Source organism: Planosporangium flavigriseum, from assembly GCF_011947225.1.
Taxonomy (GTDB): Bacteria; Actinomycetota; Actinomycetes; order Mycobacteriales; family Micromonosporaceae; genus Planosporangium; species Planosporangium flavigriseum.
Genome location: NZ_JAATVW010000018.1, coordinates 1 through 22,266 on the forward strand (window position 1 = coordinate 1; position 22,266 = coordinate 22,266).

Annotated in this window: 18 protein-coding genes, 2 tRNA genes and 1 pseudogene; 13 read left to right on the forward strand and 8 right to left on the reverse strand. The window is 67.4% G+C overall.

Translation table 11 applies throughout. The features are described from left to right. Window positions 1-1,819: PKD domain-containing protein (locus tag HC028_RS21345; RefSeq protein ID WP_168079170.1), on the reverse strand; the 1,819-nt coding region annotated here is incomplete at its 3' end. A 94-nt stretch (window positions 1,820-1,913) separates the two neighbouring features. Here HC028_RS21345 and HC028_RS21350 point away from each other — a divergent pair. From HC028_RS21350 to HC028_RS21365, 4 genes and pseudogenes are all read left to right on the forward strand, one after another. Continuing rightward, a pseudogene (locus tag HC028_RS21350) lies at window positions 1,914-2,705 on the forward strand (site-specific integrase); the annotation flags it as partial. 456 nt (window positions 2,706-3,161) lie between these two features. Continuing rightward, the gene (locus HC028_RS21355; protein WP_168079172.1) at window positions 3,162-3,884 is read left to right on the forward strand and encodes a hypothetical protein; all 723 of its coding nucleotides are present in this window, start codon (window positions 3,162-3,164) and stop codon (window positions 3,882-3,884) included. Window positions 3,885-4,865: 981 nt separating this feature from the next. Beyond that, window positions 4,866-5,222 (forward strand): hypothetical protein, encoded by a 357-nt coding sequence (locus HC028_RS21360; RefSeq protein WP_168079173.1) that lies wholly within the window; start codon window positions 4,866-4,868, stop codon window positions 5,220-5,222. Window positions 5,223-5,427: 205 nt separating this feature from the next. Then, window positions 5,428-5,847: a tyrosine-type recombinase/integrase gene (locus HC028_RS21365; protein ID WP_168079174.1), complete on the forward strand. Its 420-nt coding sequence runs from the start codon at window positions 5,428-5,430 to the stop codon at window positions 5,845-5,847. A gap of 112 nt (window positions 5,848-5,959) precedes the next feature. Here the strand turns inward: HC028_RS21365 and HC028_RS21370 are convergent. Then, window positions 5,960-6,035, reverse strand: a tRNA-Arg gene (locus tag HC028_RS21370). A gap of 35 nt (window positions 6,036-6,070) precedes the next feature. Next, window positions 6,071-6,161 (reverse strand) — tRNA-Ser (locus HC028_RS21375). A 258-nt stretch (window positions 6,162-6,419) separates the two neighbouring features. On the opposite strand from HC028_RS21375, the gene HC028_RS21380 reads away from it, so the two are divergent. Continuing rightward, window positions 6,420-7,541, forward strand: coding sequence for an EcsC family protein (locus HC028_RS21380; protein ID WP_168079175.1), 1,122 nt, complete (start codon window positions 6,420-6,422; stop codon window positions 7,539-7,541). Here HC028_RS21380 and HC028_RS21385 read toward each other — a convergent pair. Then, window positions 7,538-8,302 (reverse strand): CPBP family intramembrane glutamic endopeptidase, encoded by a 765-nt coding sequence (locus HC028_RS21385; RefSeq protein WP_168079176.1) that lies wholly within the window; start codon window positions 8,300-8,302, stop codon window positions 7,538-7,540. The genes HC028_RS21380 and HC028_RS21385 overlap by 4 nt on opposite strands. Window positions 8,303-8,489: 187 nt before the next feature. Then, window positions 8,490-9,422: a pyridoxamine 5'-phosphate oxidase family protein gene (locus HC028_RS27830; protein WP_239075691.1), complete on the reverse strand. Its 933-nt coding sequence runs from the start codon at window positions 9,420-9,422 to the stop codon at window positions 8,490-8,492. A 310-nt stretch (window positions 9,423-9,732) separates the two neighbouring features. On the opposite strand from HC028_RS27830, the gene HC028_RS21395 reads away from it, so the two are divergent. Continuing rightward, a complete protein-coding gene (locus HC028_RS21395) occupies window positions 9,733-10,845 on the forward strand; it encodes a globin domain-containing protein (protein WP_168079178.1) in 1,113 nt (370 codons plus the stop codon). A gap of 3 nt (window positions 10,846-10,848) precedes the next feature. On the opposite strand, the gene HC028_RS21400 is transcribed toward HC028_RS21395, so the two are convergent. Further along, window positions 10,849-12,390, reverse strand: a complete 1,542-nt coding sequence (locus HC028_RS21400) for a peptide deformylase (RefSeq protein ID WP_168079179.1) — start codon at window positions 12,388-12,390, stop codon at window positions 10,849-10,851. Between the two features lie 348 nt (window positions 12,391-12,738). Between HC028_RS21400 and HC028_RS21405 the strand changes: the two genes are divergently transcribed. The 3 genes from HC028_RS21405 (at window position 12,739) to HC028_RS21415 (ending at window position 15,395) form a co-directional block, all read left to right on the forward strand. After that, window positions 12,739-13,458, forward strand: a complete 720-nt coding sequence (locus HC028_RS21405; protein WP_168079260.1) for an IucA/IucC family C-terminal-domain containing protein — start codon at window positions 12,739-12,741, stop codon at window positions 13,456-13,458. A gap of 120 nt (window positions 13,459-13,578) precedes the next feature. Then, window positions 13,579-14,478 carry an MEDS domain-containing protein gene (locus tag HC028_RS21410; RefSeq protein ID WP_168079180.1) on the forward strand — a complete coding sequence of 300 codons (900 nt, stop codon included), beginning with the start codon at window positions 13,579-13,581 and terminating at the stop codon, window positions 14,476-14,478. After that, a complete protein-coding gene (locus tag HC028_RS21415) occupies window positions 14,475-15,395 on the forward strand; it encodes a sensor histidine kinase (RefSeq protein WP_168079181.1) in 921 nt (306 codons plus the stop codon). The genes HC028_RS21410 and HC028_RS21415 overlap by 4 nt, the downstream gene beginning before the upstream one ends. A gap of 3 nt (window positions 15,396-15,398) precedes the next feature. Here HC028_RS21415 and HC028_RS21420 read toward each other — a convergent pair whose 3' ends face one another. After that, window positions 15,399-17,240, reverse strand: a complete 1,842-nt coding sequence (locus HC028_RS21420) for a DUF6311 domain-containing protein (RefSeq protein ID WP_168079182.1) — start codon at window positions 17,238-17,240, stop codon at window positions 15,399-15,401. A 369-nt stretch (window positions 17,241-17,609) separates the two neighbouring features. Here HC028_RS21420 and HC028_RS21425 point away from each other — a divergent pair, with 369 nt between their 5' ends. The 4 genes from HC028_RS21425 to HC028_RS27835 all read left to right on the forward strand — a co-directional run bounded on the left by HC028_RS21425 (window position 17,610) and on the right by HC028_RS27835 (window position 21,829). Next, the gene (locus tag HC028_RS21425; RefSeq protein ID WP_239075692.1) at window positions 17,610-18,347 is read left to right on the forward strand and encodes a DUF2267 domain-containing protein; all 738 of its coding nucleotides are present in this window, start codon (window positions 17,610-17,612) and stop codon (window positions 18,345-18,347) included. Window positions 18,348-18,633: 286 nt separating this feature from the next. Then, on the forward strand, window positions 18,634-19,191 hold the full coding sequence (locus tag HC028_RS21430; RefSeq protein WP_168079184.1) for a hypothetical protein: 558 nt from the start codon (window positions 18,634-18,636) through the stop codon (window positions 19,189-19,191). A gap of 146 nt (window positions 19,192-19,337) precedes the next feature. Further along, the gene (locus HC028_RS21435; protein ID WP_168079185.1) at window positions 19,338-19,679 is read left to right on the forward strand and encodes a hypothetical protein; all 342 of its coding nucleotides are present in this window, start codon (window positions 19,338-19,340) and stop codon (window positions 19,677-19,679) included. An 830-nt stretch (window positions 19,680-20,509) separates the two neighbouring features. Further along, on the forward strand, window positions 20,510-21,829 hold the full coding sequence (locus tag HC028_RS27835) for a magnesium transporter MgtE N-terminal domain-containing protein (protein WP_168079186.1): 1,320 nt from the start codon (window positions 20,510-20,512) through the stop codon (window positions 21,827-21,829). Between the two features lie 40 nt (window positions 21,830-21,869). On the opposite strand, the gene HC028_RS28235 is transcribed toward HC028_RS27835, so the two are convergent. Further along, window positions 21,870-22,253: an STAS domain-containing protein gene (locus HC028_RS28235; protein WP_308442095.1), complete on the reverse strand. Its 384-nt coding sequence runs from the start codon at window positions 22,251-22,253 to the stop codon at window positions 21,870-21,872. Window positions 22,254-22,266 lie beyond the last annotated feature (13 nt).

Below are 22,266 nucleotides of genomic sequence, written 5' to 3' on the forward strand. Positions count from 1 at the left end.
CCTTCCCGTCGCCGTTGAAGTCGCCGCTTGTGACGAACCTGGTGCCGCCGCCCCAGTACGGGGCCTGCCAGCGCAGCACGGGCGGGTCGAACTCGCCGCAGCCCTGCGCGGTCATCGTGAACAGCGCCACGTGTCCGCCGCCGTAGTCGTAGAACAGCGCGACGTCGTCCACGTGGTCGCCGTTGAAGTCGGCCCGAAGTTGCGTCCCACCGGGACTGACAGGAGCCGTGCCACGCACGCACGCCGACCCCTGCGATGCACTGGCGGTTAGCCCGGCGGTGTCGGTGACGGTGACGCTGATGGTGTACGTGCCTGTGTGCGCGTACTGGTGGGTGGCGACCGGCGTCGACTGTGTGACCTTGCTGCCATCTCCGAAATCAAAGGTGTACGACGCGATCGGCGCCCCACCCGGCGTCGAGTGTGACGCGTTGGCGGTAACCGAATTGGTGCTCTTGTCAACCGTGACATTGAGTTGGGCCGTCGGTGCGACCAGGGTTTCGGTGTAGCCGCGATCGGCATAGCTGATCGGGCCGACGCCGGTGTTCGGGACGGGCAGATCATCCTGTCGGGAGTGGCCGTAGTAGTCGGTATCCTGGAATCCGGGCGCGCCGGAGTTCGCCGAGTCGATGTTCACGTTTGTGTAGCTGGATTCGATGTCATGTGCGGCCTGCCCTGAGGCCTTGCGGAACGCCGCTAGGCCCATGACGGTGTTCCACGCGTACGGGGTCCCGGTGTACCCCTGGTAGACGGTGTTGTAGTCGACGATCGTGTCGTGGACGGCCGAGTCGTAGGCCCCGATATCGACCGCAGTGGCGGACGGGCTGGCACATGCCGGACTCGACCTTGGGTCCATCGAGACGACGTTGTTCTGCACCGAGACCCCAGATGACGCGCCGTCCACCCGGATCCCGGTCGCGCAGCTGTTCCGTACGGTGTTGTTGGTGATCGCTGTGCCAATGGCGCCGTTGTTGTAGATCCCGCTACCGTTGGCGCCCAAGACATAGTTGTTGGCGACGATGTTGTTGGTCGCTCCCGACTCGATCATGATTCCGGCCAGGTTCGCATTCTTGATGAAGCTGTCGACGACCGTGTTGTTCGAGCCAGCGATGTCGATTCCCTTGCCGGCCGGACCACCCACAGTGTTGTTCACGGCGGAAGCGTTCCGGACCGTCACACGCGCGGTCGCCCCGTCCAGGGCAATGGCGGTGCTCATCTGCGGCGCGCTGGAAATGACATGTTCTAGTACCGAGTCGGTGACCGCCGTCAGTTGAACGCCCACGATCGCGGCGGTGGAGGCGGCGTGCACGGCGTCGTTCTGAAGCGTGATCCCGGTTGAATTACTAAGCGCAATCCCCGAGCCGCTCGTAACACCGCTGACAATGAACCCGATGACGGATATGTCGTGCTGCCCATCGATCGTGATGCCGGCGTCCGAGCCGGACAGCGTGACCGCACCCGTCGTTCCCTGACGTTGCAGCGTGATCGGGTTTCCGGTCGTACCCGACTTGTTGATCGTCACGTGCTCGTCGTACGTACCACTGGCGACATTGATCGTCTGCCCTGACTGCACCGCCGCCACCGCGACGGAGATCTTGCAGTACGGTTGCGCCTGGGTACCGGCGCCGCTGTCTGAGCAGTTGGACCCGCTGGCGTTGTTGACGTAGAGCGGAGTTGACGCGTCCGCAGCAGCCGGACCAGCGCCGGCAACCAGGACCGCACCCGCCATCAACACGACCACCGCGGCACCCGCAAGGGGATGTTTGCGCACCCTGTTCCCTACCAGTCCGGTCGAGCCGGCCGGGCCGGCGAGCTTGCGCATCGCTGATCAAGCGTTATGCATGCACATTGTTAACTTCCGCTAATCAATCCCACAAGACTCGTATCGAATGAGCAGCCGGGTTCGGGCGAGGGCGTGCTGCCGGGCGTACCCGTCACCGAACACGATCAAGGGACTGCGGGCCACCTTCCGGGCCGCCATGACTCAGGCCATGACGGAAGACCTGGTCGCCAAGAATGTTGTGTCGCTGACACGCGTCAAGTCCAGCCGAAAGAAGAAGGGCGACGCCTGGGAGAGCGAGGAAGCACGGCAGTTCCTCGAAGCCATGCGAGCCGAAGGCGACGTGCTCTATGCAGCCTGGGTCCTCGTCCTGGTCCTCGGCCTACGCAAGGGCGAGCTTCTCGGACTGTCATGGGATGGCATCGACCTCGAAGCCGGCGAACTCCGCATCAGCTGGCAACTCCAACGCGTCAGCGGCGATCTCCTGCGGCGCGAGACCAAGACCGAAGAGTCCGACGCCCCGCTACCCCTTCCACCGATCTGCGTTGCTGCGCTCCGGCACCGTCGGGCTGTCCAAGCCGCTGAGATGAGGGCGGCCGAAACCTGGCAGAACCATGCCAACCTTGTGTTCACCACCCGATACGGCACGCCGATCGAACCGCGCAACTTCAACCGGGCCTGGGACGCTCGGGTCAACCGCGCCCAGGTCCGACGGATCACTGTCCATGACGCCCGACGTACATGCGGCTCGCTCCTGGTCGACCTGGACGTGCATCCTCGGGTCGCCATGCAGATCCTCCGACACGCGGACTTCTCGATCACGATGGAGATCTACAGCCGCGTCAGCGACAAGAAGACCCACGAGGCGCCCAGACGGATGGGCGAACTACTGGAAGGACAGGCCGAGGACGAGGACGCCGGCGAATGACCGCCACTGCTGTACTTCGCTGCTGTACAAGATCAGAAGAGGCCTTCTCGATCTTGCCGAGAGGCCCGCTGACCTGATGTGCGCCCGAAGGGACTCGAACCCCTAACCTTCTGATCCGTAGATTCCCAAGAGCACTTCGCTGCCGTCCGTTGCGGTTCGTCCGCGCTGCTCAGCCTTGGTCCATGAGCCGACTTCGTTCGGGGAAGTTCGGTCCGGTCCGACTCGGTGGCTCCCACTCTTGGCTCCCAGACCACGGGCACTCGGAGCTCAACCCGCTGATCCGTAGGAGCGTCCAAGCTCTGTCCGTCCCCGCTCGCCTCGTCGCTGGTCCAACCTTCGTTTCTCGCAGTAGCGGACGCGCGCCCTACTGGGTCAATCGGAGGTCGTCTTCCGGACCGTGGTGATCGGCTCTAGAACCGATGACGGCCATTGGCATCGTTGTGTCACTGTCAGCCCATGAGCGAACTGGCAAGCCGTCTGTCGAGCGGTTTTGGAACGGCGAGCGGCAACATCGTGAGCACAGCGATCACTGCCGCACTCACCGCGCATGCCGGGCCGGAGACGGCTGCAACGGTCGGGGCTGTGGTTGGTGCCGCAACCGAGGAAGGCGTCGACTTCATGGCGCAACTACTGCGGGACCGCCGTCGCCGTTCAGAACGTCTGGTGCAAGCCGCCACCGCTTATGCCGATACCCCCGCCGAGACTCTCATGCTGGCCGTCTACGACGACGGGAAGAAGCGTGAACTGTTCTTCCATGCTGTGCAAGCCGCGGCCCAGTCAGTAGAAAACCAGAAGATAGATACGCTCGCCCGGGCGTTTGCTAGTGGTGCACTTTCAAACGATCCAGCTGTGATAGACGAAGCAGCAATAGTGGTGGACTGCTTGTCCGAGCTTCAGGCTCCCCACCTACGTCTACTCGCCATCCTCAGCCAGACACCTGCCAACGCAGACCTAGAGGGCGAGGCACGCATCCAGCAAGCCCAGTCGTGGACCGCATCGGAGATGCTGCAACGAGATCCGGGCTTGCGAAACGTACTCGTAGCGCTGGTGGCGAAGCTCACCGGAGCCGGCATGGTCAAGGACAACGGTGTAGGCACGTGGAGCTACACCCCGCGGTGGCAACTGACTGAGTTCGGTCGAATCTGCTCTACATATCTTGTTGCGCGTGGTGGGGACTAACAGCCATCCCTCCTCCGCCGTCCCGGTGCTCCTATGGGCGCTAAGCCAGTCTGGCGGCCGGGACACGGGCTGATTCGTGATGAACGACAGAACCCGGCGTACAGGTCGACTCGTCCGTCGCGCCCCTGCCCGGCGCCGATCCCGGTGCTGCTGAGCTGCCTTGATAGCCGTCTGTCGCTGGTCGACGTTGGTCGTCATTGGGTGGCGTTTGACGGCCCCGTCACGGCCCAGACGGCCCAGTCACAGCACAGAGGTTGCCCCGGGTGGAACGCGACGCCAAGCGCCTTGCTCCTCGCCCCATGGACGCCAAAAGATCGCACCAGGCTCAGCCAGAGCAACGGCCCGATCATTCGCGTTACGGCATGGTCGAGCGCTCTGCCAGCGAACCCGGCCTACGCCGGCATCCCGGAGCTTCCGGGCAGCATGGGATGCGCGTTCCGCAGCGATCAGTACATCTGAGGGATCACACGCATCGGCCGGGACCGGCACGGTGAACAAGTAGACCTCCACTACTTGATCGTGACAGGCCATGCCGAGGACTTCGATGAACGCGCCGAGTACCGCCAGTTTGGAAGAAGGCTGCTCCCTGACCCGAGATGCCCGGAAGGCCTGCTCGCTGGACCGGCTGACCTGACCGCTCGTGCCCGTTCATGACGGTGGGCGGACATGATTACTGGCACGCCGATGGCACGTCCGATCTTGGGATGCCATCCCACACCGCTCGGCTGGCGAGATCTCCTCGGTCGGGCAGGCTTGTCCCTGCCCGAGGTTCTCCGGCCGGGCCAAGGCTCGCCGGAGGCGACCGCGAAGCGGCTCGGCCTTGGCGCGGCCGGGGGTTCTCGGGCAGCCGTCCCGGTGCACGAGCGAGGAGATCCCGCCCGGTACCGCCTTCGCCGATCTCCGAGGAGGGCCGGGGTTTGGGGCGGAGCCCCAAGGTCTTGGCCTCTCGGCGTCTGCGGCACTGGCTGCGATACTCACGGCGTGGTGACATGGCCAGACCTGGACGACGTCGCGCAGAACGTCATGATTATCGCTTCGGAAGAGGGCGTGATCTGGGAAGCGTGCGCGTCATGGGTACCCGAGCCCGGACACAGGGGCACTGCGGAGATCGAGCGGACACGTAGCTCGGTAGCGCAGCTCGTACAGCTTGGTCTCGTCCGGATGTACCGCCTCAGCGCCGGGAACCCGGATCTGACGGATGTAGAGGTGGTATCCGTCATGAACGACCAGCGGCGGTGGGTCTACGACCAAGGTGGCTCGCACGATGTGGCGCTCTACCTGACAGACCTTGGGGAGACCGTCTACCGCGGGGCCGCTGCGGAGAAGCCGACTTCATAGCCGGGCCATCCCAGAGCAGGAGCGCCCGCCGAATACACGTGAGGATCACTCGTCACGGAACTGGTGCGGCCGGCCGGCGCGTGCGCGGCGGGCCGGAGGTCCAGAGCGCGACGTGCCGCGCCGGCACGGTCGCGCCGCGCTTGCGCGGTGCGCTTGACGGATCAAGGAGCGCGACCCGGAAGCGACCGGACGGCGTACCGCACTGGTGGTCAGCGAGCTGAAGACGCGCCGCTCCCGGCGCACGCTCTACCTCACGCCCCAGCTCGTAGAGCTGCTGCGCCGGCACCGCGCCCGGCAGGCCGAGGAACGGCTCGCGGCCGGTGAGGCGTGGCAGGACCACGGGCTGATCTTCCCGAGCGAGGTAGGCACACCACTGGATCCGGACAACTTCTCTCACCGGCTGTCCGCGGTGTGCCGGCGCGCCGGGCTCGGACACTGGCACCCGCACGAGCTGCGTCACTCCGGGGCGTCGCTGATGCTCGCCCAGGGCACCCCGTTGCACGTCGTCTCGAAGGTGCTGGGGCATACCTCAATCGCGATCACCAAGGACGTGTACGGGCATCTGATGGAGGGCGACCGGCGCTCGGCGGCGGAGGCCATGAGCCGCGTCCTGTTCGGCGGATGAGAGGCCCGGTGGCTCCCAGCGTGGCTCCCAAACCCGGCCCCGCCCCGATTTCGGCGCTAATGGAAAAGCCCCCGACCTTGCCGTTGTGGCTGGTCGGGGGCTTTCCCCTGACTGGTGCGCCCGAAGGGACTCGAACCCCTAACCTTCTGATCCGTAGTCAGATGCTCTATCCGTTGAGCTACGGGCGCTTGCTGCTCGGCAAGCATACACACACTCGCCGAAGCGGAGGCTCCGGGATTCGAACCCGGGATGGGCTTTTAGGCCCAAACCGCATTAGCAGTGCGGCGCCATAGACCAGACTAGGCGAAGCCTCCACGATGACCACGAGGGCCACCGCCGAACGAGAATACAGGGAAAGTACCGAGACCAGCAAAGCGGGTATCCAGCTGGCGCGTCGGGCGTGATCAACGACCAACCAGCGGGACACCGACGCAGCCGATGTGGCCTTCGCCATAGTTTGTCCGGGGCCTCGCTGGACGCCTCCAGCACGCGCGCGGGAGAAGGCCCGGGCATCGCCGAAACCCGATGGCATTTCATAGTCACAGGCGGATGTACAGCACTAATCTCTGGCCATGGAGGACGACAAAACGCCGGCGAGTCCCCGTAAGCGCGCCGCCAAGGCGAAGCCGACCGACACGTCGAACCCGTCCGCGGCGAGCGACTCGACGACCACCGGAGCCAGCAGGGCACCCCGGCCACACAAGATCCCACCGGCCACCTTCGTCCCGCCGACCGCCCCGAGCGATCAACCCGATCCGGGCCAGCCGACCGCCGACCCCCCATTCCCCAGGCAGTCCCCCAGCAAGATCGCCAAAAGGGCACCGAAGAAGACGGCATCCAGCCAGGACCAGCCAGCGGCAGAAGGCGAGCTCCCCGCCGCCCCGGCTCAGCGAGCCGCCAAGACACCGGCCAAGAAGGCCTCGAAGAAGGCTGCCGCGCCGAGGGCCGCCGCCGCGAAGAAGACCACCGCGGCCCCGCCCGCGAAGGCAGCACCGCCACAAAAGATCGCTGAGCCGCCGGCAATCGTCGAACCCGCGGCCACAACGCCGGCACCGGCCACGCCTGCGCCGCCCGCCCCGCAGCCAGAAGCCTCCTCGCTGTGGTCGACGATCAAGACGAACCCCGGGTACGCGACCGAACTGCTCGCGCTCGCCGCCGTCTCGCACCTGGGCCCGCTGGCCCAAGCCGACCTGGCGTGGCTTCGCGACACGTACCCGACCGCGACCACCCAGGGCCTGGTGCGGATCGCGACGTCCCGCTCGGTGCGGCAGGCCCGTACGCAGGGCGCGGTGGCCGGGTTGCTGGGTCCGGTAGCCGTTCTCGCCGAAACGGGGGCGCTGCTCTGGACGCAGGCGCGGCTCGTCCTCGACCTCGCGGCGGTGTACGGGCGGGACCCGGCCGATCCGGAACGCGCTGCCGAACTGCTCACGCTCCAGGGCGTACACCCGGATCTGACCTCGGCCCGCGAGGCGCTGGCAGCGGCCCGCAAGGTCGCCGTCAACGGGGCCGGCGCCAGTGACCGGCAGATCATCTTCGCCCTGGTACGACTGGCCGGGCGCGCGTTGGGGCGGATGGCCCTCGCGCGCCGGGCGGCCCGGCTCGTGCCCGGCGCCGGCGCTGTGCTCACCGGGCTACTGGACGGCCGCGCCACCGAGCAACTGGCGGTGCGCGCCACCAAGTTCTACCGGACCTAGTGCAGGAACGGCAGCCGGTTGGCGAAGAGCGCGTACCCGACGAAGGACACGATGTCGAGGATCGTGTGCGCCACGATGAGCGGCGCCACCCGCCGCGTCCGCAGGAAGAACAGCGCGAACACGACGCCCATCACGGCGTTGCCGACGAAGGCCCCGAACCCCTGGTACAGGTGGTAGGAGCCGCGCAGCAGCGCGCTCGTGGCGACGACGGTGACGGTCGACCAGCCGAGTTGGCGCAGCCGGGTGAGCAGGTACCCGACGACGACGACCTCTTCGAGCACGGCGTTCTGGATCGCCGACAACACGAGTACGGGGATCGCCCACCACGCGTGCGGCAGTGCGGCGGGGACCACCGTCGCGTTGACTCCGATCGCCCGCGCGAGCAGGTAGAGCCCGAGTCCCGGAATCCCGATGACGGCCGCGAGCGCGGCACCCGAGCCCAGGTCGAATAACGGCTTCCGCCGGTCGATGCCGAGCCTCGCCCACACGCTGCCGGCGGCCGCGTCACGGCTGAGCAGATGCACGGCCAGCAGCGCGGGTATGAGCGCGAAGAAGATCCCGAGCAGTTGGTATGTGAGGTCGAGCCACGGCCGGCCGGGCGCCTGCGACGGGTTGAGGGTCGCGTGCTGCTGACTGAGCGGCTTACTCGCGGTCAGTTTGGCGATCAACGATACGGCTGCGTACACCGCCGAGGCGCCCAGCGAGACGCCGAGCACCAGCAGTACCTCGGCGCGCAGGACCCGCCGTTGATCGCGTTCCACGCGCCCACCTTAGTCACCGAATCTTGGGGGGGTTGGCATCGCGTTCAATGTCAAACCCCCCAAAGATCCAAGAGGGCCTAGCGGTAGTCCTCGACCCGAGCGTCCTTCTTGTCGCCGTAGTACGCGCCGGCGAAGAAGCGCTTCACGTCCGGATCGGCGGCGCCCCTCCTTCAGCCCGCTCAGGAGGTTAGCGATCCTCACCGAACTTCGGCAGGTTGCTCAGCACCCACGTCGGGCGCCGGTGGCGCCCAGGCCCGCGCACCCCTTTTTCGGGCTCCGCGACGGGCGCCTCGGCCGTCTCCGCGACGGGCGCCTCGGCCGTCTCCGCGACGGGCGCCTCGGCCGTCTCCGCGACCCGCGCTGCCTCGGCCGTCCGCGCTACCCGGGCAACCTCCGCCGCCCAGTCCGCCTCAGCCACTCGCGCCGCCTCAGCCGCGTCCGCCATCCGGGCCGCCTCGGCCACGTTGGATACGTGCGGACGCTGCATAGGCAACTTGCCTGCGGCCCCCCATGGCCGCGACTCCTTGGAGGCCGAGAAGAAGTCACCGCCCTTGCGCCGAACATCGTCGGTGCCCCAGGCGCGCTCCCGCGGCACCTTCTCCAGGCGGGGGATGTGCTTGGCGCAGTGGATGTACGCCTCCTCGACCTCCACCACGACCCAGCGCTCCGGGTGGCGGCCGGGGACGTCATCGAAGTCCAGGTCCGCGTGCTCCGCCCGCATCACGTCGTCCTCGACGATCGCCGCGCGACCGTTGACGTGCAGGCCGATGACGCTGCGTACGAAGTCGACGAACAGCAATCCGACGTGGGGGTTCTCGGTGATGTTGCCGAGGCTCGCCATCACTCCGTTACCGCGGTACTCGGGCCAGGCCAGTCGCTCGTCGTCGAGTACGCGCACGAAGCCGGGCGGGCCAGCACGGAAAGTGTTGTCGCATTCACCGTTCGCATCGGAGGTCGCGACGAACATCATCTCCTGTTCGGCCACGAACTCGCGCATCTGCTCGTTCAGGCGGTCGAGCACCTGCTGGGAGTAGAAGCGTTGGGCCCGGTCAGCGGTGCCATATCGCTCCTGGAGCTCATGTTCGCTGGCAGAGCCGGGCCAAGTGTTCGTGTGGTCCACGACGCTCCTCTGGTCGGAGTACATGTCTTCTCCGGCCGCACGTCCTGCATGACCACGTGCACACCATCGCATACGAAAATGGAAATTGCATGATCCACATGCGTCTGTCGCACACGTAGTGCGACGCATTTGTAACGATCGTGCGCAGTCTTGGTTACGGCACGCACACGGACGCATGACCACACCTCGCGGATCGCGTACGCGCCACGTCCAGACCGAGAGACGGAGCCCGACGCACCGAATCAGCTCCACCAGACCCGACCAACGCGCCACCCCCGCGCCGGGAGGGCCAATAGATCAAAGGACGTCGATGTACAGTATGTCGCGGCTGCTGAAGGAGAGCTGGGCGCTGGTCGAGGAGCAGCAGGACAAGGTCGCCGGCTACTTCTACGCGCGGATGTTCCTGTCCAATCCTCAGCTTCGCGACCTGTTCCCGGTGCAGATGGACGTACAGCGGTCGCGCCTGCTCGGCGCGATCGTCAACGCCGTGCAGACCGTCGACGACCCCGAGCAGTTCAACGAGTACCTACGCTCGCTCGGCCGCGACCACCGCAAGTTCCACACCGAGCCCGAGCACTACGAGACCGTCGGGCTCGCGCTGCTCGAGGCGCTGCGCACGTACGGCGGCGAGCGGTGGTCACCCGAGTACGACCAGGTCTGGCGCGACGCGTACGACCGGATCTCCCGGGCGATGATCCAGGGCGCCGCCGAGGACGCCGACAACCCGCCGTTCTGGTACGCGGAAGTGGTCAAGCACGAACGGCGCAGCCGCGACATCGCCGTCCTCACGTGCCAACCGCTGCAGCCCATCGAGTACGAGCCGGGCCAGTACCTCAGCGTCGAAACGCGGTACCAGCCCAGGCTGTGGCGCATGTACTCGTCCGCCAACGCGCAGCGCCCCGACAACACGATCGACTTCCACGTCCGCGCGATCGGCGCCGGCTGGGTCTCCAGCGCCCTCGTCCGCAAGGTCCAGACCGGTGATCTGCTCCGGCTGGCCGCGCCGATGGGCTCCATGACGCTGGATCGCCAGTCCACCCGTGACATCGTCTTCGTCGCCGGGGGCACCGGCCTGGCCCCGATCAAGGCCCTGCTGGAGGAGTTGACCAAGTTCAACCGCAACCGGTGGGTGCACCTCTTCTTCGGTGCGAAGGACCGTGACGACCTGTACGACCTGCCGGCGCTGCAGGAGCTCGCCTCCCGCTACCCCTGGCTCCAGATCATCCCGGCGTGCAGCGACGACCCGGGCTTCGACGGAGAGCAGGGCGACGTCTCCGACGTCATCACCCGCCACGGCCCGTGGGACAACCACGACTTCTTCGTCTCGGGCTCGCCCACGATGGTCAAGGCGACGATGCGTACGCTCGCGGGCCTGCACGTCCCATCCGTACGCATCAAGTACGACGCGTTCGGCGACCTGTAGCGCTCAGTACCGCCACGGCTGGCCGGTCTCCTGGTACTTCTCCACCGGTACGAGCGGGGCTCCGGCCGGCATCCGGTCGACGTAGAGCCGCCCGTCCAGGTGATCGATCTCGTGCAGTACCAGCCGGGCGAGGCCGCGCTCGTACCGGTTGATCATCGGCTTGCCGTTGGGCAGGGCACTCTCCACCTCGACCCAGAGCGGCCGCTCGACCATGCCCCGGACATCGAAGAACGACAGGCAGCCTTCGTACTGTTCGTCAAAGTCCAGCGAATCCTCGATCACCCGTGGGTTGAGCAGGATGATCGGCTGTGCCTCGGGGTCGGACGGGCGCACCACGGCGGCGGCCCAGCCGAGGTTGAGCTGCGGCGCGGCCAGCCCCATTCCCTTACTGAACGAGTGCAGCACGCCGACCCGGTCGAGCACGGCGAACAGCCGGGCCACCACGCCGCGCGCGACTGGCTCCTGGCGGGGCAGGTCGAACGGCCGGGCGGGAGTCCGCAGTATCTCGGCGCCCCGCTGCACGATGCCGACCACCCGCATGCGGTCGCTGGCCCGCGGACCCCGGCGCGGTGGGCCAGCGATGGCCGGGCCCTCGGCCTCGGACCGGACCGGCACCCGGTACCGCCACTCCAGCCGGTACCGGGCATGCAGCAGCGGGGCGTCGGTGCTCCAGGAGAAGTACACCCGCTCCCCGACGACCTCCTGCTCGATCGGCGTACGTAGCGGCACGGCCTCAGCCGACAACGACGTCTCGACGCCCCAGACGACGGGCCGGAGCGCGATCGGGAACGACAGCCGTACGTCCAGCTGGCGGGTTGGCAGCCGGACCGCGCGCTGGAACCACTGGCCCCACTTGTCGACACCGACCCGGTAGGCGTACTCGATCTGCGCCCGCTGCCCGGGGTAGAGCGGGAACCGGCCGTCGGCGTTCTCGAACAGCAGCCAGACTTCCTTGATCGCGTCCCGGTCGGTCTTCGGCCGCCACTCCATCTCCTCGCCATCGGCCGACGCCCGCAGCCGAAGCTCGTCCCAGTTGAGCGGGTGGTCGCGGTAGTGGCGGTTGGAGACGTCGGGCTGCTGCGGGAACCGGTCGACGGCGATGCGGATCAGGTAGCGGGTGACCGGCTCCCTACCGGCGTTGTAGAGCGCCCTGCGCACGCGGCACAGGTACTCGCCGCCGAGATAGGCCAGCTCGGCGGTCTCCCGCTCGACGATCAGGCCGACGCCGGGCGGCAGCCACTGCTCGTGTACGCGCGGGTCCTGACGCATCGCCCTGGCCCGCGGCCGGGCGCCGGCACGTACCTGGTCGTACTCGCAGAACCGCTGCCAGATCGCGCCGTCGGCGTGCAGGACGGCCTCGGCCCGGCGGGCGAAGTCCTCGGTCGGGCGGTGCCGGCGCGCCTCCACGTGGCTGACGTAGGACGGGTCGAAGCCCATGGCTATCGCGAGGTGCTTCTTGGACATCCCCCGCTCGATCCGCCAGCGTCCCAGCTCAGCCGCGAACGCGTCGGAGGCCCGCTGTGCGGGCGAGTCGCCGGCGCTCATCCGCTTCCAGCCCCCGCGGTATCGAGTACGTACGTGGCACCAGTCTCACCGCCAGCGGAGGTCACCCCGGTGAGGCGACGCAATACCGACAGAGCGCTTGACCCATCACCATCCATCGATGTATTCTGAACGGTCTGCCCGCTTGACCCTGTCCCCTCCGCCACATTACGGTTAGGCTTGCCTAACTTGCGCTATCGTGGCGCTTGACTTAGGCAACGGGGGGTAAAGGAGCACAGTGGCAGGCAACTGCGGGATCACCCGCCACCTGGTCGGTGGCGCCCGGTGACGGCTGCCTGCAGGACCGCGACTCTCGCGCCGCTGACGTCGGTCCTTGACGCCCTGACCGCGATGGACGGGCACTACCCGGTACACGGCCTGGTCCCCGGCCTCTACGTGGCCGACCGGGCCGGCTGGACACCAGCGACCGAGATCATCCACGGCGACGCGTTCGACGACATGCTCGAAGCCGCCGGCCGGCGCTGGAACACCTCCCCGCACGTCGCCGCCGCCCTGGCGTGGAAGTGCTACTCGTACTGGACCTCGCTGCCCGCCCTGCTCGGCTACGCGACGGCCCGCCGGGTGCCGTTGCTGGAGCCCGACAAGGTCCTGGTCCGGTACGACGACCGCAAACCCTTTCTGCGCGCCGGCCTGACCGACCCGAAGATCGCCATCCTGCCCGGCGACCCGCTCGCAGCAGCCGACCTGCCCGGCGTACAGGTGGTCGCCGACGAGACGGCGCTACTCCAAACGCTGCGCTCCTCCCTGGTCGACGCCCACCTCGGGCCGGTCGTGGACCGGATGCACACCCGGTTGCACCTCGGCGCCCGCACCCTCTGGGGTTCACTCGCCTCCGGCGTGGCCCACGGCATCTCCCGCGCTGCGGACGTGCTGCCCGGGTCGGCCCTGGACGCGGCCAACACGCTCCTGGACACCCTCGGCCTGACCGATCTGGTGGATCTGACGCCGGCCGAGTCGGGCCGTCTCGAGGTGCGCCGGCGCACGTGCTGTCTCGCCTTCGCCCTGCCGGAGCCCCAGATCTGCCGCGGCTGCGTGATCAACAAATCTTGACGGGTACCCTCACGGCGCGGTGTTTATCCGCGCTGCCCGGCCGGGTAGCCACATCCTCGACCAGGGATTCGCGAGCGTCGGTCCCACCAGTAAGTTGACCTTAGCGCCCGTCCGCGGGGGGTGAACGTGCTCAACTCCGGCAAGACCAGGCAGGTCCGGAAGGTGCAACTAGGTGATCACCTCTGCCTGCCGTTCTCCAGCGACGACGAGCAACGTGAGGTGCTGACCACCTACATCGTCGACGGCCTGGCCCGGGGTGAGCGCGTCATCTACTACGCCGACCAGACCGGCCCGGACGTGATCGGCTCCTGGCTAGCCGACAGCGGGATCGAGGTCAACCGGGTGGTCGACGAGGGCCACCTGGAGATCCGCTCGGTCGACGACGGTTACCTCTTCGGCGGCCGGTTCGAACCTGACGTCGTGATCACGACGCTGTGGGTGGAGGTACGGCAGGCGCGCGACGCCGGGTACCCGGGGCTGCGCATCAGCGGCGAGATGACCTCGGAACTGCGGCCGGTCGCGGACGAGCGATCCCTTCTGGAGTTCGAGCACCGGCTGTCGCGGGTCTTCCACTCCCGCGAACTGGCCGCGATCTGCCAGTACGACCAGCGGCTGTTCAACGAGGCCGCGGTCACCGGCATGATCTCCTGCCACCCGCAGGTGGTGCAGATCGACCCGCTGCACGATGACCGCCGGCTGCGCATCGTCCCGACCTACGCGCCGCGTGGCTTACGGATCGTCGGTACGGTCGACGTGATGACCGTCGGTGCCCTGACCACCACGCTGCGCCTCGCAACGCGCTGGCCGGACCAAAACATTCACCTGAATCTGAGTGAACTCGAATTTATCGACGTCGCCGGGGTACGAGCGATCGTGCGGATCGCCGCGGGTCTCGAACCGGGGCGGTCCCTCATCGTCGAGCAACTCGCCCTGGGACTACGCAAAGTGTTCGAAGTCATCGGCTGGGACCGCACGCCCGGACTGCGCTTCGCCGAGGGGCCTGAGGAGGTGGGTTCGTGACCGGCCCCTTCCTGGTTCACCAGGCGCTCATCTACCGCGACGCCCAGCAGTTCCTGGCCGCGGTGCTCCCCTTCATCACCGAAGGCCTGGGCCGCGGCGAGCCCGTGCTCGCCGTCGCCACCGAAGCCAACTGCGGACTGCTGCGCGACGAGTTGGGCAAGTACGCCGCGGACGTGCAGTTTGTCGAGCCGACGCGGTGGTACGACTCCCCCGGCCGCGCGCTGGCCACCTGCCACCGGTACGTGCACGAGCGACGCAACGGCCACAACCAGGTACGCGTCGTCGGTGAGCCGACCTGGGCCGGGCTGGACCCGCTCGAGACAGCCGGGTGGAAACGGTTCGAGGCGAGCCTCAACATCGCCCTGGCCGCCGCCCCGGCCTGGCTGCTCTGCTCGTACGACGAGCGCGTGGTGGCGCCAGGGGTGATCGCCGACGCGCGGCGCACCCACCCGGAGCTCAGCGGCGGCGGGAAGTCCGCCGAGTACAGCAACCCGGCGGGGTTCTGCTCAGAACTCCAGACGCCGCTGGAGCCCGCGCCCGAGGGGTCGTACGCGGCGCTGAACTTCGACGGCGACCCGGCACCGGTCCGCCGGTTCGTCGTCGCGGAGGCGGCGCGGCTCGGACTGCCGATCGGGTGCCTCGACGACCTGATCCTCGCGGTCAACGAGGTGGCGACGAACGCGATCCGGCACGGCGCCGGCAGCGGCCGGGTACAGGTGTGGCGCGACGAGCGGTACCTGATCTGCGAGGTGTTCGACGCCGGCCAGGCCACTGAGGGGCTGTTCAACATGGTGCCGCCCCGGCCCGACAGCGAGGGCGGCCACGGAATGTGGATCACCCGTCAGCTGTGCGACCTGGTCGAGATCCGCTCGCTCCCCAACGGGACGACGATCCGCCTGTACACCCGCTACTCCTGATCGTCAGGCGCTGGGCACGTGCCAGATCCACACGTCCTCGACGCGCCGGCCGGGCCCGAGAATCTGCTCGGCGTTCGCCCGCACGGTGTCCGCGTTCGGCGCGTCGTCGGTCAGCAGCAGTAGATCCGTGCGCCAGCTGCGCAACTGGCCGAGGCAGTACTCCCGCTCCTGGTCGTTCACCTGGGCCGGGTCGCGGCGGGCGGAGAGCACCTGGCGTACGTAGTACGAGCCCGGCCCGAAGACGGCCCGTTTGTCGGGGCGAGCCGGGTCGGGGCCCAGGAAGTACCCGCTGAGGACCTTGAACCGCAGGCCCTGCTCGGCCTGCCACTGCAGGCTGTTCACGTCGCTGTGCCAGCCGAACGGCAGCACGCCGACGGTGCCGCCGTCCGGAACATGATCACGCCAGGCCCCGGAGGTGAAGAACCGGGGCGCCGGCTGGCGCGGCGAGACCGTGAGCGGGGTCGGCGCGATCGGCAGGAGCGCCACGACGAGCGCGCCGACGCCCAGGACCCGGACGGGGTTCCAGAACCGGCGGGCCCTGGTGAGAAGGTCGCCGCCGGCGACGTCGTCCCGCGGACCACCGTTGATCACCATCGAGTCGACGAAGAGCGCCAGCAGCACGCCCACGACCGGAATGACGACCAGCGAAAGCCGGGTCGGCACGACGCTGTCGAACAGCGGTAGATCGACCAACATCTGCCACGGCCCCGCGGTCTCGGTCTTCTCGCCGCCGACCACCACGTACTGGCCGAGGGACAGCAGCGCGAACACCGTCCCCGTCACGGCGAGGGCCCGCACGGCGGCACTGCGCCACAGCGCCGCGACGATGATGGCCAGCAGGGCGACGAGGCCCCACCCGTAGAACGTGTTCTGCTCGGACACGCCCTGAGCCAACTGCTCCGCGCCGGCCTTGCTGCCCGCGAGCGACTGTTGCGCGTACGCGACGTACGAGGCCAGGTCGGTGTTGTACTCGAGCACCCACTCCGGCAGGCCGTGGTAGCTCTGCGGGCCGAAGAACTGCCGGTAGAGCGGGTAGGCCACGACCACCGACACGGCGACCGTGGTCACCGCCAGGCTCAGCAGGGCGTTGGGCAGCAAGGGGTTGATCACGTTCCAGCGCTGAGCCCAGTAGGCGAGGACGAAAACCCCGAGGGCGAGCGCCGCGAGGAGCAGGACCTCCTCGTTGATGAAGATCTGGTACGTGACGAGCCCGGCCAACAGCAGCCCGGTACGGACGGGGCGGCCCGGCTTCCGCAGGCCCAGCACGACGAGCACGATGAACGGCAACACGAACTGGGCGACGACGTTCGGGTGGCCGGTGCCCTGACCGAGCATCCCGGGCGCGAAGGCGCAGAACGCCCCGCCCACGAACGCGGCGATCCGCGATGCGACGACGCGCCGCGACAGCACGTGGTACCACGCCAGGGCCGTACCGAAGAACGCCCCCGTCAACATGACCCGGAACGCCACCGGCGCGCCGAACAGGGCGGTCACCGGCGCCAACGGCAGCGTGAGGCCCCAGGTCGACGTGTTGGCCATCAGGTTGACCCCGAACGGGGCGTTGATCAGTCCGGTGAAGAAAGGGTCGGACAGGTGCCTGATGGTGTGGACGGCGTTGGTCAGCATCCACTCGAACTGGACCTGGTCCTGCCGGTTCTCCTCCAGCATCACGCTGGTCGGGTGTAGCCAGAGCCGGATGGTGACGCCGAACGCCACCAGTGCGTACCCGATAGCCGCCAGCCAGTCACCGCGACGCGTGTCACGCGCGGACTCTGACGGCGCGCGGACTCGGACGTCGGTAGCCCGGGGAGAGTCGCGCAGCAGGCTGACATGGTCGGTCGTCATGGGACGCCAAGTCTGTCACGGAACGCCGAGCCCATGGAACCACGCCACAAGCGCTCCGGCCGCATTACAGCGTCCGAGGTAGAGAGGGTTAGGCCGGCCACCGCAGGGAAGCGCACCGCAATGGGCGGCAAGCAGATGGAAGGCGACAACCAGCGCCGCCGAGCGCTTGCCCGGCGAGCGCGTGAGGAAGGATGGACACCGAGCGAGGCAGGGGTTACGTTGGGCGCTTCCAAGCAGCCGGAGCATGCCGACCGCTCGGAGCGGACGGGGCCGCCCCCCGCCGGTCCGCACAAGCCGGTGCCACACAGCCCGACGCCACCTACACCACCGCAGCCGGGTCCGGCGTTTCCGCGATGGGACCCGGAGGAGTTGGGCATCGAGCCGAACAGCCCCGGCTGGATCCAGTACCGCGAACTGGTCAACGAGGTGGGCCGGCGCACGGACCTCGACTTCGACCACGCCCGCCTGGCCGCCGAGGCGACCACCACCGTGCTGGCCCGGGCGCTGAAGGAGAAGGACCGCCGGGACTTCCTGGACGGGGTACCCGACGAGCTGCACGACGACTACGCGATCAACGTGCCGTACGCCCCGCTGGATCTGAACGGCTTCCTCATCCAGGTCGGCACGATCGTGCACCGCGAGCGCGACCAGGCGCGGTACCAGGCGCAGGCGGTCCTGAGCACGATGTGCGAGCAGGACCGCGCCCTGATCGAGTCGCTCGACCTGCCGGACTATCTCGATGAGCTGCTGACCCCGCCGCCGGTCGGAGGCGGGGTGGTCGGCATTCCGCCTGGCGGCGTCCCGCCGCTCACTGACGAAGAGCTCCGGCAGGCGCTGACCCGCCTGCCGCAGTGGTCGGGGGACCGCCGGGCGCTCATGCGCACGATCGTGCTGCCGCGGGACAACCTCGACCGGGTCCTGATCCGGCTGATCCAACTGCGCCAGGAAGTGGGGCGCGCACCGCACATCGGCCGGCTGAGCCCGGACGCCGCCAGGCTGGTCGTACGCACCACCAGCGTCGACGCCGTGACCCGGCTGGATATCGAACTCGCGCATGCCGTCGACGACGCCATCCTGGAGGCCGGGGCCGGCATGTCCGCCGAGTGACGAGCGGACACTGCGTCACACGGGCGCAGGACGCCGGCTCGGCCGGTTTAAAGCCGCCCGCGAAGGTCAGTGATAGCAGGCCACGCCTCACCCCATTCGGCCTACGGAACGGAAAGGAGGAGCGTCGAGGCGTGCCCGGACAGCGGGAACGGAGATTGTTCACCAGTCCCGACCCGCACCCCGAACCAGTGGCATTTTGCGTCATAGCGCTCGTACGTCATTGCGCGCACACGATCCCAGCAGGAATTGAAACCTTATCAACGGGCGAAATTCGGAAGGGAAAACCATGACGTCAGCCACGAAGCAAGAAGAAGCGCGTGACATCCGCGAGCCACAGAAGCAGGGTGACGGCCAGCGGGTTATCCAGCCCCTTCTGTTGGCCGCGCTGATGGCCCGCCGCGAGGAGCATGGTGCGGACATCCACCCGCTGATGCTGGCCATGATGGCCCGCCGCCGCGAGGAACGCAGCGAAGAGATCAACCCTGTCGTGCTCGCGATGTTGGCCCGGAACCGTGAAGAACGGAGCGAGGTGGTCAACCCGTTGGTGCTCGCCATGCTCGGCCGCACCCAGGAGGAGCCCGGCGACGACATCCACCCGCTGGTATGGGCAGCACTGGCCCGCCACCGCGAGGAGATCAACCCTGTCGTGCTCGCAATCCTGGCCCGAGGCCACGAGCGCAGTGAGGTGGTAAACCCACTGGTGCTCACCATGCTGGCCGGCCGCCAGGAAGAGCGCGGAGACGGAATTAACCCGGTTGTCCTCGCCATGCTGGCCGGCCGCCAGGAAGAACGCTCCACGGACATCAGCCCGCTCCTCTTCGCCATGATGGCCCAACGCCACTAACGCCGGGCGGAGAACGTGTTCCGCGCCGACTCGAACGCCGCTGGCATTCCCGACCGGGAGAACAGTTCTCGACTTGCCAGTGGCCCCACCGGTTGTCGGGTTACCCGACAACCGGTGGGGTCCTAGAAACAGACCTGGAGGTCATTATGGCGGGCAAGACCGATACGGACCCGGTAGAGCCGCTGCTCGAAGAACTCATCAAAGAAATAATGACCAGCACGGGATCAGGCCTCAAAAGCGCATCGCCGCACGAGGATGCCATCACGGCGGCTCTGACCGAAGCCGCCACGGTGTCGCTGTCCCGTACGCTGGCGCAGGCGTCCGGTTTTGACCGAGTATTACTCGTCGGAGCTTTGGCCCCGGCGCTCGCAGACGCTCTCGCCCCCGCGCTCGCAAAGGCGCTCGTACCCGAAATCATCACCGCACTCAGCCAGATCACCACGGTGGAGCAGGCCCCCAAGCAGCCGGTAACTACCGGAAACCGCTGAGGACGCACTTAAGATTCGCCAACCATAGGGCTGCGGCCTCCTTGCGTAGAAGGACACCCGCCTGTTGGCCGTTCGTGTTAATTAACTGTTTGAAATGGTCCAGGTCCAGGACTGCCAGCGTTAGCGGCGCGCCGTCACGGGCGGCGCGCCGCAGCGCTGTGTATACACCTGGTGTACCACGCCTGCCAAGCCAGCAGCGCCGGCGCAATCAACGCGTGGCGCCGATACTGACGTAGGCGAGAAGGTCCAAGATCCGCGCAGCAGAAGCAGCAGTGGCGCCAGGCTAAGGCCGCGCACAAGAAGGGCTGAGACCCAAGGCACACGCGATTGGACTCCTGTCGACGGGTCCCCCGGAAACAACCGCGCCAGATGTCTTTCCAGACCGCCACTCCAGGCCGCTCAACACACCTGTCCGGCCGCCGCCTCGTTCGCACCTCCACCTCGACAGGAGACGAATGAGAGCGCAGACAGGAGGCGTGCCCGCAAACCACAGGAATTCGCGTACCGAATTGCACCGGCACCTCCGGCAATCCATTCGGACGCGGCGCTGAACGACGACGCCGTGCGCGACGCCATTGACGTCCGCGAACGGCGGGCTACCGGCCGCGGGTACGCGGATCGCGGCCATTGGACACCGGCGCACCTCCCCCCCGGATCGCCATGATCGGACACCGTCCGAGGCGCGGCGGGTCTGCCGATACCCGCGACACCCCGGCTGACCTCGGGTTTCCGTCAAATCGGCTATTTAGGGCGTACCCTGACGAACACTACCGGCTCGGACAGCGCCGGACAGCGCCGGACAGCGCCGGACGCGTGCGGAAAGAATGGCGGTGACGGAAGCGGTGTCGTCAGACCTGGAACCACACCCCGAGGCAGTGAACACAGTCAGTGACCTCGGGCAACAATTACGTCGACTGCGCGTGTGGATGGGCAGGCCGTCGTTGCGCGCGCTTGAAGAAGAAGCCAGAAAGATCCGCAAGAACGAGACCGCATTTCTCGCGCTCCCCCGCAGCACAGCCGCGGATGCTGAACGCGGTCGCCATTTGCCGCGACTCGAATCGGTCGAGGCCTTCGTCCGAGCGTGCGGCGTCTCCGACCTCGCCGAAGTAGAACGATGGAAAATGGCATGGCGTCGGGCCGCCACGCAGAGCACAACCGGCAGCAGCACGGGTTTCGCCCCCACATCTTCCGCTGGACGACGCCATTCCGCCGTTAGTGATTCCGACCCGAGCCGAGCTATTCCGACGAACTCATCAGCAGGATTTTCGATCGCGGACCGGTTGGCTGCCATGCCGGTGCGCGCAGCAGCGGATCAACTGGCCGCAATGCCCGTACTCGAGGCGGCCATGGTTCTCGCATCCATGGACAGCACCGCCGCCGCTCGCCGCTTGAAGGCCATGCCCCCGGAAAAAGCAGCAGCAATGCTGTCCGAAATGGATGAGTCGCTGGTATTGCAGCGCCTTCGGCCGCTGGAGGCATCAGCCGTCGCCACCCTGTTCGGTCATATGTCCCCACTACGCGTAGCCGAACTCATGGCGGAGGCAAACGATCTGGCGTCGGATTGGGCGAGTACCGTTCTGTCGGTGATGCCGGCCGAACAGGCGGCTACAGTTCTGGCAGAACTGCCGGCACAGCAGGCCGCCGCATTCTCGATCGCCATACCGGCCGAGCAAGCTACCGCCGCCATCATGGAACTGCCGGCTGAACAGGCCGTGGCCATGTTGACGGCGATGCCGACCGAGCAAGCGGCTGCGGCCCTGACAGAGTTGCCGGCGCAGCGGGCAATAGCCCTTCTTGGAGTAATGCAAAACCGGCAGGCAGCTATGGTCCTGGCAAAACTTCCGGCACAGCAGACGGCTATTCTCGTAGCGGCGTTGCCAACCGCGCAGGCGGTCGCCACCCTACCGGACCTGCCCGCCGAGCAGGCCATGGCCGTCTTGGCAAAACTGCCGGCGCCACGGGCGATGGCCGTACTGAAAGAACTGCCGACCGAGCAGGCGGCGACGCTCTTGGCGGAATTGCCGACCCAGCGCGCGATGGCCGTCCTAGCCGTAATGTCGACCGAGCAGGCAGCCGCCGTTCTGGGCCAGATGCCGCATGAAGCAAGAGAATTGATTCGAGACGAGTTGCGGGCCCACAAGCACCGGTAACCTCGACGAGGTCGCTGGCCCAGGGATAACGAACCGGGGACTAGTTCCCGCCGACAAGCGTGTTGTAGCGGCCCGTCTGATTGAGCTGGGCAATAACGAACGAGCCCGGGTTTCGCAGGGAAAAGGCGACGCCGACAGCACGGACGGCATTGTTGCCCGCAACGAGTGCGCCTATGCCGGTGGAGTCGATGAACGTCAGGTACATCAGATCCACGACGATCCGGGCCGGACGCCGGCCACATCGCCTCCCACTCGCACCGGCCTGTGAGGTTGACGACAACCGTACGGCGATGCTGCGCATAGTGCGAGCGTTCTTCATGTAGGTAGTGGCACCTCTACTAGGGGTGATAATGCTGGGCCGGTTTTGCTGCCGAGGACCGTATTTCGCCGTTGATGGCGCTTCGTCCGCTGTCCGGCTACCCATTTGGGGCAGATCC

What these genes read in the sequence shown, in the direction of transcription:
- HC028_RS21355 (WP_168079172.1), top strand. Translation starts at nt 3,162, where the DNA reads ATGAGCGAACTGGCAAGCCGTCTGTCGAGCGGTTTTGGAACGGCGAGC.
- HC028_RS21380 (WP_168079175.1), top strand. Translation starts at nt 6,420, where the DNA reads ATGGAGGACGACAAAACGCCGGCGAGTCCCCGTAAGCGCGCCGCCAAG.
- HC028_RS21395 (WP_168079178.1), top strand. Translation starts at nt 9,733, where the DNA reads ATGTACAGTATGTCGCGGCTGCTGAAGGAGAGCTGGGCGCTGGTCGAG.
- HC028_RS21400 (WP_168079179.1), bottom strand. Translation starts at nt 12,390, where the DNA reads ATGAGCGCCGGCGACTCGCCCGCACAGCGGGCCTCCGACGCGTTCGCG.
- HC028_RS21405 (WP_168079260.1), top strand. Translation starts at nt 12,739, where the DNA reads ATGGACGGGCACTACCCGGTACACGGCCTGGTCCCCGGCCTCTACGTG.
- HC028_RS21420 (WP_168079182.1), bottom strand. Translation starts at nt 17,240, where the DNA reads ATGACGACCGACCATGTCAGCCTGCTGCGCGACTCTCCCCGGGCTACC.
- HC028_RS21430 (WP_168079184.1), top strand. Translation starts at nt 18,634, where the DNA reads ATGACGTCAGCCACGAAGCAAGAAGAAGCGCGTGACATCCGCGAGCCA.
- HC028_RS21435 (WP_168079185.1), top strand. Translation starts at nt 19,338, where the DNA reads ATGGCGGGCAAGACCGATACGGACCCGGTAGAGCCGCTGCTCGAAGAA.
- HC028_RS28235 (WP_308442095.1), bottom strand. Translation starts at nt 22,253, where the DNA reads ATGGGTAGCCGGACAGCGGACGAAGCGCCATCAACGGCGAAATACGGT.